Source organism: Pseudomonas sp. XWY-1, from assembly GCF_002953115.1.
In the GTDB taxonomy this organism is placed as follows: domain Bacteria; phylum Pseudomonadota; class Gammaproteobacteria; order Pseudomonadales; family Pseudomonadaceae; genus Aquipseudomonas; species Aquipseudomonas alloputida.
This window is the reverse complement of the sequence record NZ_CP026332.1, coordinates 3,474,270-3,486,134: the sequence shown is the minus strand read 5'-3', so window position 1 is coordinate 3,486,134 and position 11,865 is coordinate 3,474,270. Positions and strand designations below refer to the sequence as shown.

Sequence of the window (11,865 nt, the reverse complement as noted above, 5' to 3'; positions counted from 1 at the left end):
TTTGATAAGGAATGCTAACCATGTTGCCCGAGCTGAAAATCGCCCAGTTGCGTTACTTCGTACTGGTCGCCGAACTCAAGAGTTTCCACGCGGCCGCCCGCCAGGCCTTTCGCACCCAGCCTGCGATATCCCTGGCCCTGCGTGAACTGGAGCAGAAGCTGGGGCAGGCACTGGTCGAAAAGGGCGGTGGCCGGGTAGAGCTGACGCCATATGGCGAGCATTGCCTCCCGTTGTTTCGTGGCTTGATCGAGCACCATGACCGTATTGCGCGTGAAGCCATGCTGTTTGCCCGGCATGAAATCGGCCAGGTCAGCATCGCCACCGTGCCTTCTGTGGCCAGCCGAATGCTGCCAGGGCCGCTGGCCCGCTTTGTGGCCGCGCACCCCAATGTGCAGGTCAGCATTCAGGACGGCACGGCCGAACGTGTGCAGCAGTTGCTCGCTCAAGGGCAGGTGGATTTCGGCATCAGCAGCCTGTGGGTGGACGATGACCAGCTCGAATTCGCCCCCATCGTGAATGATCAGGTTGGCGTGGTGTGCCGCAGCGACCACCCGCTGGCGCAGGCGGGCGGGCGGCTGCATTGGGCGCAGTTGCTGGGCGTGCCGATGATCCGCAACGGTACCTCGCAATTGCTGGCGGGTACCGAGGCCGAGGGTTTGCTGGCCGATAGCCGGCTGTTCATTTCCAACATGATTTCGTTGATCGCCATGCTGGAGGAGGGGGTAGGGATCAGTACCTTGCCGTACCTCGCTTTTCCGCAGGAGAACGACAAACTGGCGTTCGTACCCCTTGAGGAGCCCAGGGTAGAGCGGCATATCGGCATGCTCACCCGCAAAGGGCGCAGCTTGTCACCTGTGGCGGGGGCACTGATGGCGTTTCTGCAAGTGCAGTTGACGAAGGCTGGCTGATTCGTTGGCCGTAGGGGCATGGCGCGCCATGGCCGGCACTGAGGTTCGCAAACGCACGCCCGGCTTTCAGAGAACCGGGCCTGAAGGCACGCTGACACCTGCCAGCGTGGTGAACGAGATGTCCTTGGCCGTGAGCAGAAAATCACGCACGTACGGCACCTCCAGCATGTCACTGCGCAGCGCAGCATAGAGGTTTGCCTGCAGGCCGTGTTCGCCAAGGCGCTTGGCGGTTACATAGCCGCGCGAACTGTATTCGTGCACGGCCCAGTTGGGCAGGCAGCAGACGCCGCGCCCGGACGCAACCAGTTGCATCATCATCACGGTCAGTTCCGAAGTACGTACCTGTGCGGGCTCGACGTCGGCGGGGTCGAGGAAGCGGGTGAAGATGTCCAGGCGGGTGCGTTCGATCGGGTAGGTGATCAGGGTCTGGCTGGCGATATCGGCGGGCTCCAGGTACGGCTTGTGGCGCATGGCGTGGTGGTTGTCGATGGCCAGCAGTGCCTCGTAGCTGAACAACGGCACGTAGCTGATACCCGGCAGTGTCACCGGGTCGGAGGTCACCACCAGGTCCAGGTCGCCGCGCTCCAGGGCTGGCAGTGGCGCGAAGGAAAAACCCGAGGCGAGGTCCAGTTCCACCTCAGGCCAGGCGCCGCGGAACTCATCCACTGAAGGCATCAGCCACTGGTAGCAGCTGTGGCACTCGATGGCGATGTGCAACCGTCCGGCGCAGCCGCCGGCCAGTTTGCCCAGGTCCCGTTCGGTATTGCGGATCTGAGGCAGCACCTGATCGGCCAGCTGCAGCAGCTTCAGCCCCGCGCTGGTGAAGCGCACCGGCCTGGATTTGCGCACGAACAGTGGCATGCCGATGCGCTCTTCCATGTCGCGGAACTGGTGCGACAGGGCTGATTGTGTCAGGTGCAGGCGCTCGGCGGCCTCGTGCAGGCTGTCGGTTTCACGCAGCGCGTGGAGGGTTCGCAGGTGGCGTAAATCGATCATGAGTAAAATGGCGGATCAACGCAGTAATGGCGGGTTTTCTTCACTGCTGCGTGATCCTGACAATTCCTTTGATGGGTTTTCCGTGAGTGGGGTGAGGCTCAAGCCGCGTGAGGCGCGGCGAGGTTGCAGTACTGCCCCTTGAAATACAGCAGTGGCTGCGTGGCAGCAGTTGCCTGCAGGTTCAATGCTTTGACTTCGCCAATCACGATCAGGTGGTCCCCGGCGGCATGTTCGGCGTGAATTTCGCAATCAAGCCAGTGCAGGCTGCCGGCAATGATCGGGTTGCCCAACGGCGATGCTTGCCATTCGACGCCCTGCCACTTGTTGGCGCCGCGCCGGGCAAACTGGTTGGAAATGCCGACCTGCTCACCTGACAGGATGTTGACCGTGAAGCGCCCAGCCTGGCGGATTTTCGGGTAGCTGGCCGAGCTGGACATCACACTGAATGACACCAGCGGCGGGCTCATCGACACGCTGTAGAACGACTGGCAGGTGAAGCCGATCGGCTCACCTTCATGGTGCGATGTAATCACCGTGATGCCGGATGCGTAGTGCCCGAGTGCCTGGCGAAAAGTCGACGGCTCGATCGCCGTACCGGAAAGCAACATGATAGGTCCTGTGGCTGCATTCATTTCAGCGTGCGTTAGCGAGTTCCTGACGGACGATGGCTGCGCCTGCACTCAAGGCCTTGAGCTTGCCGCTGGCTACCTGGCGGGGCAGGGGCGCCATGCCGCAGTTGGTGCAAGGGTAGAGCTTGTCGGCATCGACGAATTGCAGTGCCTTGCGCAGGGTGGCGGCGACCTGTTCGGGTGTTTCAATGACATGGGTGGCCACATCGATGGCGCCGACCATGACTTTCTTTCCGCGAATCAGCTCAAGCAGGTCCATCGGAACATGGGAGTTATGGCATTCCAGCGAAATGATATCGATGCTGGACTGCTGCAGTTTGGGGAAGGCCTGTTCATATTGCCGCCATTCTGAACCGAGGGTCTTTTTCCAGTCGGTGTTGGCCTTGATGCCATAGCCATAGCAAATATGGACGGCCGTTTCGCACTTGAGGCCTTCGATGGCCCTTTCCAGGGTAGCCACGCCCCAGTCATTCACGTCGTCAAAGAAAACATTGAATGCCGGTTCGTCGAACTGAATGATGTCCACGCCCGCGGCTTCCAGTTCTCTGGCTTCCTGGTTGAGAATCTTGGCGAATTCCCAGGCCAGTTTCTCGCGGCTTTTGTAGTGGTTGTCATACAGTGTGTCGATCATGGTCATGGGGCCGGGCAGCGCCCACTTTATCGGCTGTGTGGTGTGCTGGCGCAAGAATTTGGCATCTTCGACAAACACCGGTTTTTGTCGAGCGACAGCACCCACCACCGTCGGTACGCTCGCATCGTAGCGATCACGGATTCTGACGGTTTTCCGTTGTTCGAAATCAACGCCGCTGAGGTGCTCGATAAACGTGGTGACAAAGTGCTGGCGGGTTTGTTCGCCGTCACTGACGATGTCGATACCGGCGTGTTGTTGTTCTTGCAAGGCCAGGCGCAAGGCATCCTGTTTGCCTTCGATCAGTTGCTCGTCTTGCAACTTCCACGGTGACCAAAGTGTTTCGGGTTGAGCAAGCCAGGCGGGTTTAGGCAGGCTGCCGGCCGTGGAGGTGGGTAGCAATGTGTTCATGAACAGTGACCTTGTGCTTTGAATGTTCAACGTGCGTATTGAGCGGACCATTGCGCCAGCGTGGCCTGGTAGGGTTTGACAAATTGCTCCTCGGCAAATTTGCCCTGCTCGATTGCCAGGCGGCTGCGCTCTTCCCGGTCGTAGACAATGCGCGTGAGCGAGTAGTCCTGGTTCTTGAGGCTGGGCTGGTAGGCCTTGCCTGCAGGAGAATTGGCGTTGTAGATCTCGGGGCGGTAGATCTTCTGGAAGGTGTCCATGGTGCTGATGGTGCTGATCAGCTCAAGGTCGGTGTAGTCAGCGAGCAAGTCACCGGCAAAATAAAACGCCAGCGGGGCGACGCTGTTCGGCGGCATGAAATAGCGCACCTTCAAGCCCATTTTCTTGAAGTATTCATCTGTCAGCGAGTATTCATCCTGCTGGTATTCAACACCTAGCACAGGGTGCTGATTTTCGGTGCGCAGGTAAGTCCTGCTGCTCGATACGCTCAGGCAGATAACCGGTGGTTTGCTGAAATGCTCCTGGTAGGTTTGCGAGTTGACGAAGCACTTGAACAGGTTGCCATGCAGCTCGCCGAAATGATCGGGTGTGCTGAAGGTGGACCGATGCTTGTTATGCTCCAGTAACAGTACGCTGAAGTCGTAATCGCGCACGTACGAGGAGAAGTTGTTGCCTGCCATGCCTTCGAGGCGAGTATTGTTCTTGCGGTCGACAATATAGGTTTTTAATATTTCGATCAGCGGCAGGGCGTTGCCGTGCTGCGCGTTTTCAAGGTTCATTTCCACCGATATGATGTCCAGCTCTACGCGGTAGCGATCATGTTCGGGGTTGTCCCAGTGCGCCAGCGCATTGAAACGGTTATTGATCATCGTCAAGGTATTGCGCAGGTTTTGCTGGCGGTTTGCACCCCGTGCCAAATTGGCGAAGTTGGTCGTGATGCGGGTATTTTCGGCAGGGAGATAATGTTCGTCGAACGCAATGCGCTTGACGGTGAATGTTGGCGCTTTATCCATGGTAACGGCTTCCAGGTGCCTGAGTGTGAGCGATCCAGTGCTGGTCAGTTGCGTAGGCTGAGTCGTTCACAGCGTAATCTTGATGTGTTTGATTGAGGCGTATCCTAGGTGGGGCGCTGCATGAATGATATTGAAGTTATTTCACAGGTTTTTTAGCCCTGCTCATGATGCGTTGCCTGGTCGACTGCGGCATCATGGCTGCCTGGCCTTCACCTCACCCAGGAGACAGCGATGATCAAAACCGGCGATCAATTGCCCGACGTTACCCTTTATCAATACAACAACGATGCAGGCGCCTGCGCGATCGGCCCAATGGCCTTTTCCATTCGCGAGCGTTGCAAGCACAAGAAGGTGCTGATCTTCGCGTTGCCGGGCGCGTTCACGCCGACTTGTTCTGAACGTCACGTTCCCGGTTATGTCGCGGCGGCCCCTGCGTTGTTCGCGGCTGGCATTGACGAAATCCTGTGCGTCTCGGTGAACGATGCCTTTGTCATGAACGCCTGGGGCAACAGCTTGCAGGTCGGGGATGCGGTCAAGATGATCGGCGATGGCAATGGCGAATTCAGCGAGGCGCTGGGCCTGACCCAGGACCTTTCGGCACGCGGTTTGGGGCGGCGCTCGCAGCGGTATGCGATGTTGGTCGACGACCAGGTAGTCCAGTACATTGCGGTTGAAAGCCCCGGCAAGTTCGAGGTCAGCGATGCGGCCAGCCTGCTGGCTGTGTTGCGCTAGCCATACCTTTCAGGCCTTGCCGACAACGGCGGTCAGGGCTGCCAGAACACCTTTCGAACCGGCCGCTAACAACAAGGTACAGACGGTTGAAACTTCACCAACTCAGGGCGCTGGTCGCCATTCATAACGCAGGCAGCATCCTCGAAGCCTCCAAGCTCATGCACATTACTCAGCCCGCGCTGAGCCGTTCGATCAAGGAGCTGGAGCGGGAGGTGGGGTTTACCCTGTTGCAGCGGTCGCACAAAGGCATGGCCCTTACCGAGGAAGGCAAGCGTGTCATCCGCCATGCCAACCTCGTGGTAGAGAGCATACGCCGCCTGCAGATCGAAGCGGCGAGCATTCAGGATGCGGCGCTGGGCGCCGTGTCGATCGGGGTGACGTCGTTGACGGCGATGCTCGATGGCGTCGATGAAAGTATCCTGGCCTTTCGGCGCAAGTACCCGCGGGTGAAGATCACCATCACCGACCTGCGTCCCAGCCAGATCCTGCAGCGCTTGCGCGATGGCAGCCTGGACTTTGCCATTACTTCGCAGCAACCGCTGAGTCGGCTGAGCCTGGACTGGGAGGCACTGGGCAGTATCAAGGGCAGGGTGATTTGCCACGCCTCGAATCGGCAGAAGTTCAGCCAGTCACTGCGCACCTTGCAATACGCCCCCTGGATCAGCCTGGACGAGTTGTCCGACCAGGCTTCGCAGTTTCACCAACTGTTCGAGGCCAACGGCCTTCGGGTGCCACAGAACACCGTTGAATGCACTTCAGTGATGATGGCGCTGAAGCTGTTGAAGAACACGGAATCGTTGATGACCATCAGCGAACTGGCGGTGGACCAAGGGTTTACCTACGGAATCGATTGCGAGTTCGTCGCCATGGCGGTGCAGGAGTTGATTCCGGATTACCCCATCAACCTGGTCTGCATTGACCGCCACAGCCTCACGGCGCCTGCCCAGGAGCTGTTCCACAGCTTGCGCGGGCAGGTGCTCAAGCAGACCCGCCCCGTGGGGTCAGAAGTGGTAGTACATGCCTAGCGAGACGTTGCTTGGGTTATCGCCCGCCTGATCCACCGGGGTGCCGGCGTAGGTGACCGACGAGGCGCGCTGGTTGGCGATCATGCCAAGGCGTCCATAAAGGGCCCAGCGGGGGTTGATGAAGTGGTCATAGCCGATCATCACTCCCCACGCGTCCTTGTCGCGGGCGCTGACCTGGCGTTGCATCACTGCCAGGCGCAGCACGTCCAGCTCGCCCACCGGCGCCATCATGCCGAAGGTGTAGAGCGTGGTGCTGGGCGTGCCGGCCTGGTCCACGTCCTGACGTTGCCAGGTGAGGCTGGTGGCCAGCGGGCCGAAATCGTAGAACGCCGACAGGCTCTTGAAGTCGTTGGCGGTCTGGCGTGAGACACCACCGTCGTCCCATGGGTCGCTGTAGTACCGGTTGTAGGAGGCCAGCAACATCACCCGGCTGTTGCGGTATTGCAGCCGGGCGCCACCGCCACGCACGGTGCGCCCAGCGCTGGCGGCATCGTCGAAGCCAAAGCTCAGCGCGGTACCGAGGCTGAAGTCGCTGAAGGTCGGGCTGGTGTAGGCCAGGGTGTGCTTGGGGCGCAGGTCAAGGTAAAAGGCGCCCTTGCCGGCGGCAGGCAGGGCCAGGTAAGTGTAGGGCGAGCCATAGGTGGCCAGGAACGGGTCGGCGTAGGTGGGCGTGGCCATGCCGTAGGTCTTGCCGAACTCGAGCTTGCCCAGGGTGCGCGAGCGCAGGGCGACTGTCGCCAGGCGCAGGGTACCGACAGTGTCCCAGGTGCCCTCCAGGGCCTCGCCATTGAGGTTGAAACCCTCCTCGACGTCAAGCTCCACGACGGTATCGGGGTCAAGCGCCTTGCGTGCGTACAGCCCGAGCTTGTTGGTCCAGGCGCCGCCACCGGCCAGCCTGAAACCCGAGTGGTGCTGTGAGTCGTGATAGCTGGCGAATGCATCCACGGTGCCGTACACCTTGAGCGTGTCATCGAAGCCGTAATCCAGCCCGTAATAACCAAAACCCGGCGCAATCCGCGCGAGCGTCGGAAAACCCTCTGCCTGTGCCTGCGCAGCAAGGCAAGCCCCTTGGATCATCAACAGCAACGACGTAATGCGAGTGTTCATTCACGACTCCAGGCCAGCACGGTGATGTGGTGGCTTTAGCGTCGGTGAACAGAACGTTGCAGCGTGATTGCTTATTCGGTCAGGTCATGCCGTTTGGTTAATCAGGGGCTGGCGCGGCGTGTGGATTGGCGAGCGCATCCGCGTTAGACAGGCTTCGTACCCGCGCCAACGCTGCGCTACGGATGCTGATCTGTGGGCGTTATTGGGGCCGCGCGCGAAGCGAGGGCGGACTGTGCGCCAGCTCAGGGCAATTTGGCCAACGATCGCGCCGGCAAATTGCTCATTGGTTATCCCTATACCGAAACTGCAAGTGTATTGGGTGCCCGATTGGCTGATATTCGCTGCACGCCGCGATTTGCCAACGGAGACAACAATGATCAGACCGCTACCCACATCGCCGAGCCTGCAAAAAGGTGGGCATTCAGCCGCGCAGGTATCGTCCTCCCGTAAAACCTTGGTCGCCTGCTCGTTGGGCAATGCGCTGGAAATGTACGACTTCACGATCTACAGCTTCTTCGCTGTACTGATCGGCAAGCACTTCTTCCCCTCCGACTCGGCCATGGCGTCGTTGTTGATGTCGCTGGCCACCTTTGGCGTCGGTTTCCTGATGCGCCCGGTCGGGGCGATGGTCATCGGCCGCTATGCTGACCGGCATGGACGCAAGGCCGCTTTGAGCCTGACCATCGGGCTGATGACCCTGGGCACCGCAATGATTGCCTTTGCGCCCACGTATTCACAGATCGGGATTTTCGCCACCTTGCTGCTGGTGACCGGCCGGCTCATCCAGGGCATGTCGGCAGGCGGGGAGGTCGGTACCGCGTCGGTGTTCCTGATGGAATCCAGTGCGGTCGGCAATCGCTGCCAGAGCGTCAGCTGGCAGGCCGCCAGCCAGGGCTATGCCGCCTTGGTGGGGGCCGGCTTTGGCCTGGCCCTCAGCCAGTTGCTCGACCCTTCCGCGCTGGAAAGCTGGGGATGGCGCATACCGTTCATCTTCGGCCTGCTGATCGGGCCGGTCGGTTGGTACATACGCACGCGGTTGCCGGAAACCCATGAGGCCGCACCGGCGCAGAAGGCAGAGCGGGGGCTGGATGCCGAACTGCTCAAACGCATCGCCCAAGGCATCGGCCTGATGGCCAGCTCGACCATTGGCATGTACCTGTTCGTGTTCTACATGCCGACCTACCTGACCACCGCCTTGCATTATCCACCCGGCAGCGCGATGGCGATTGCCTGCATCAGTAGCGGTTGCATGGCCGTCATCTGCCCGTTGGCCGGCAAATTCGCCGACAAGTATCAGCTCAGAAAACGCCTGCTGGTGTGGACCGTCGCCGCGCCGGTGGTGTTGACCCTGCCCGTGTTCTATCTGCTCGGGCAAGTGCAGCACATGGGCCTGGCCATGATGGGCGTGGCGATCCTGATCTTGCCGACCTGTATCGGTGCCGGTGCGTTCTTCGCGCTGATCATGGAGGGCTTCCCGAAGGCCAGGCGCTCGTTCGGCACCTCGGTCAGCTACAGCCTGGGGGTGACCCTGTTCGGTGGTTTCTCGCCATTGGTGGCCACCTGGCTGATTGCAGCGCTGGGCACGCCGTTGGCGCCAGCCTACTTCCTGCTGGCCGGCGGCGTCGTCAGCCTGGCCTGCCTCAGATACTTCCCTGAAAACAAAGGATGCGAGTGATATGGGTATTTTGCAGAGCAATCAAACACCGGGCTCAGCCGCCGAGCTGGATGAGTTCGTCATGCTGCGCCGGCAGATCCACGCTGCGCCGGAAATTGGCGGCGACACCCCGGATACGGCGGCCCTGGTAGCCGACAAGCTGCAAGCTTTGGGCTATGAAGTGCATCGCAACGTGGGTGGGCATGGTGTGGTCGGCGTGCTGAAAGTGGGGGACAGCCCGCGCAGCATCGGGTTGCGTGCAGACATGGACGCACTGCCCATGGGCGAAAAGAATGCGTTTGCGCATGCCAGCAAGATCCCCGGCCGCATGCATGCCTGTGGCCATGACGGGCATACCGCGATCCTGCTGGCAGCCGCTGCGCAACTGGCGGCTACGCGCCAGTTCAACGGGACGTTGAACGTGATATTCCAGCCCGACGAGGAAGGCCTGGCGGGGGCCAAGGCGATGATCGACGACGGCCTGTTCGAGCGCTTCCCGTGCGACTCGGTGTATGCGCTGCATAACATGCCCGGCCTGCCGGTGGGCACGTGCGTGGTGCAGGCGGGGCCCACCATGGCGTCTTCCGAACGCGTCAGCATTCGGATTACCGGTAAAGGCGGGCATGGTGCGATGCCGGAACTGTCGGTAGACCCGGTGATGGCGTTGAACAGCCTGATCAGTGGCATCCAGACCATCAAGTCGCGCAACCTGAGCGTCGAGGACTACGCCGTGATCAGCATTGGCATGATCCAGGCCGGCACCGTCTACAACATCATCCCTGACGAGGCCTGCATGTTGCTGAGCGTGCGCACTGACACGGCCCAGACCCAGCAGAAGATCAACAGCCGCATTGACGCCCTGGCCAAGGGGCACGCAGAAAGCTATGGCGTGGAGATCGATGTGCAATTCACCCAACTGGCGCCCGCCTTGTGCAACAGCGATCACGAAAGCACGTTGCTGCGTGACAGCCTGAGGCCGTTGTTCGCCGACGGCGCGCTGCTGGACAAGATGCCGAAGAAGGTCATGGGCACCGAAGACTTTGCCTACATGTTGCAGGCGCGGCCTGGCTGTTACTTCATGCTGGGCAATGGCACGGGCGAGTTCCATGGGTGCTCGGTGCATAACCCCCACTACGATTTCAATGATGCGTTGGTGAAAATTGGCGCTGATTGTTGGGTGAAGTGGGTTCAGGACTATCTGCGTTGACCCTGCGTCATCTGCGCTGGAATGGTCTACGCTCTCAGCCGAAGCGCGTCGTGACAGGCTTCATCCCGTTATCGTCGCTCTGGCGATTCACACCGACGGACCAGGCTCGGTCCAAAGAGGGTGCTGCAATGGCGACTATCGACACCGAGAACCTTGCAAAGGGGCTGCAGCAGGTTGAAGCCTGCTGGCAGGCGTATACCTCGTCACAGCGGCTTGTCGAAGGCCTCGCGGGCAGCGACCGGAGCAGTGCCATTGAAACCGCCAACCGCGATTTCACCAGGTTTCAGAACCAGTGCCAGCTGTTTTATGCCGAAGTGCGCAAGAGGGCAGCGGATGCGGACAAGCTGGAGAGCGACATGGCACGGTATCCCCATTACTTTCAGTGACGCCTGATTGAACGTCGCGCTGTGCCCGGGTTCTGACAAGCAAAGGGGACAGCGAGGACGCTTTCATGAGCATCGAACGCACCATTGCCGAGCTTGAAGCCTGGTACGCCCAGTACGACGACATCAGTTACCGGCGCGCGTCACCGGATGCCTACCACCATGAACTGCTTCGCACAGCCGAGGCCCTGCGCGACGACGGTGCCATCGACTGGGACGACTGGTTGGCGCTCAAGGCGCTGGCCGATGAGGCGCATATCCGCGCGCTGGAAGATGCCGTGCAGGCCCATGTGAGCGACCCGGACGCATGAAAGCGCTGAAGATTGCCACCTTCAACATCAATGGCATCCGCAGCCGTTTGCCGGCGCTGCTGGCCTGGCTGGAGCGGGAGCAGCCCGACATTGCCTGCCTGCAGGAGCTGAAGGCGGCCGATCAGCAATTCCCTCGCGCGGAGCTGGAGGCAGCAGGCTATGGCAGCCTTCATCATGGGCAACCGTCATGGAACGGCGTGGCCATTCTGGTGCGGGGCAGCGATCCGCTCGAAGTTCGCCGCGGCTTGCCCGGCCTGGAAGAGGACAGCCAGAGCCGCTATCTGGAAGCTGCGGCACACGGGGTGTTGGTCGCTTGTCTCTACCTGCCGAACGGCAACCCGCAGCCCGGGCCAAAGTTCGATTACAAGCTGCACTGGTTCGAATGCCTGATCCAGCATGCGCGCAGCCTCTATGAAAGTGGCCACCCCACGCTGCTGGCAGGGGATTTCAATGTCGTGCCCACCGACATGGACATCTATAACCCGCGTTCCTGGCTGAAGGACGCACTGCTGCAGCCTGAGTCGCGAGCGTGTTACCAACGACTGCTTGACCAGGGCTGGCTCGATGCCATACGCCATCTGTACCCGGACGAGCGTGTCTACACCTTCTGGGACTATTTCCGTAACCACTGGGCCCGCAATGCCGGGTTGCGAATCGATCACCTGTTGCTCAATCGCGAGCTTGCGCCTTATCTGAAACGGGCGGGTGTCGATGCATGGGTGCGCAACGAGGCCAAGGCCAGCGACCATGCGCCCGTCTGGATCGAGCTGGGTGCGCGTCGTGCTCGGTCATAGTCAGTTCAGCACATGAATGAGCGCCGGGCTGAGGCGCTCCGACAGTAGCCGACTTCAGATTGCATTCAGA

General features: G+C 60.5%; 13 protein-coding genes. 8 read left to right on the top strand and 5 right to left on the bottom strand.

The window, feature by feature from the left end; translation table 11 throughout:
• Positions 1–20 precede the first annotated feature (20 nt).
• A complete protein-coding gene (locus tag PRJ_RS16225; RefSeq protein WP_104961958.1) occupies positions 21–908 on the top strand; it encodes a LysR family transcriptional regulator in 888 nt (295 codons plus the stop codon).
• 66 nt (positions 909–974) lie between these two features.
• On the opposite strand, the gene PRJ_RS16220 is transcribed toward PRJ_RS16225, so the two are convergent.
• The 4 genes from PRJ_RS16220 to PRJ_RS16205 form a co-directional block, all read right to left on the bottom strand.
• Positions 975–1,904, bottom strand: a complete 930-nt coding sequence (locus PRJ_RS16220) for a LysR family transcriptional regulator (protein WP_104961957.1) — start codon at positions 1,902–1,904, stop codon at positions 975–977.
• 98 nt (positions 1,905–2,002) lie between these two features.
• Positions 2,003–2,512: a flavin reductase family protein gene (locus PRJ_RS16215; protein ID WP_104961956.1), complete on the bottom strand. Its 510-nt coding sequence runs from the start codon at positions 2,510–2,512 to the stop codon at positions 2,003–2,005.
• Positions 2,513–2,537: 25 nt separating this feature from the next.
• Positions 2,538–3,572: a methionine synthase gene (locus PRJ_RS16210; protein ID WP_104961955.1), complete on the bottom strand. Its 1,035-nt coding sequence runs from the start codon at positions 3,570–3,572 to the stop codon at positions 2,538–2,540.
• 26 nt (positions 3,573–3,598) lie between these two features.
• Positions 3,599–4,582, bottom strand: coding sequence for a DUF1852 domain-containing protein (locus PRJ_RS16205; protein WP_104961954.1), 984 nt, complete (start codon positions 4,580–4,582; stop codon positions 3,599–3,601).
• 231 nt (positions 4,583–4,813) lie between these two features.
• Here PRJ_RS16205 and PRJ_RS16200 point away from each other — a divergent pair, with 231 nt between their 5' ends.
• Together PRJ_RS16200 and PRJ_RS16195 are read left to right on the top strand one after the other, a co-directional pair.
• Positions 4,814–5,314, top strand: a complete 501-nt coding sequence (locus PRJ_RS16200; protein WP_104961953.1) for a peroxiredoxin — start codon at positions 4,814–4,816, stop codon at positions 5,312–5,314.
• 86 nt (positions 5,315–5,400) lie between these two features.
• Entirely contained in the window at positions 5,401–6,339 is a 939-nt protein-coding gene (locus tag PRJ_RS16195) for a LysR family transcriptional regulator (protein WP_010953617.1), read from the top strand.
• Here the strand turns inward: PRJ_RS16195 and PRJ_RS16190 are convergent.
• Positions 6,316–7,446, bottom strand: a complete 1,131-nt coding sequence (locus PRJ_RS16190; RefSeq protein ID WP_104961952.1) for a porin — start codon at positions 7,444–7,446, stop codon at positions 6,316–6,318. The genes PRJ_RS16195 and PRJ_RS16190 overlap by 24 nt on opposite strands.
• A 373-nt stretch (positions 7,447–7,819) precedes the next feature.
• On the opposite strand from PRJ_RS16190, the gene PRJ_RS16185 reads away from it, so the two are divergent.
• From PRJ_RS16185 to xth, 5 genes are all read left to right on the top strand, one after another.
• Positions 7,820–9,121, top strand: coding sequence for an MFS transporter (locus PRJ_RS16185; RefSeq protein ID WP_104961951.1), 1,302 nt, complete (start codon positions 7,820–7,822; stop codon positions 9,119–9,121).
• A 1-nt stretch (position 9,122) separates the two neighbouring features.
• Positions 9,123–10,307: a M20 aminoacylase family protein gene (locus PRJ_RS16180; RefSeq protein ID WP_104961950.1), complete on the top strand. Its 1,185-nt coding sequence runs from the start codon at positions 9,123–9,125 to the stop codon at positions 10,305–10,307.
• A 128-nt stretch (positions 10,308–10,435) separates the two neighbouring features.
• Positions 10,436–10,693 carry a hypothetical protein gene (locus PRJ_RS16175; RefSeq protein WP_003254043.1) on the top strand — a complete coding sequence of 86 codons (258 nt, stop codon included), beginning with the start codon at positions 10,436–10,438 and terminating at the stop codon, positions 10,691–10,693.
• A gap of 65 nt (positions 10,694–10,758) precedes the next feature.
• Positions 10,759–11,001 (top strand): hypothetical protein, encoded by a 243-nt coding sequence (locus tag PRJ_RS16170; protein ID WP_010953622.1) that lies wholly within the window; start codon positions 10,759–10,761, stop codon positions 10,999–11,001.
• A complete protein-coding gene (xth, locus tag PRJ_RS16165; protein WP_104961949.1) occupies positions 10,998–11,795 on the top strand; it encodes an exodeoxyribonuclease III in 798 nt (265 codons plus the stop codon). The genes PRJ_RS16170 and xth overlap by 4 nt, the downstream gene beginning before the upstream one ends.
• Positions 11,796–11,865: the final 70 nt, after the last annotated feature.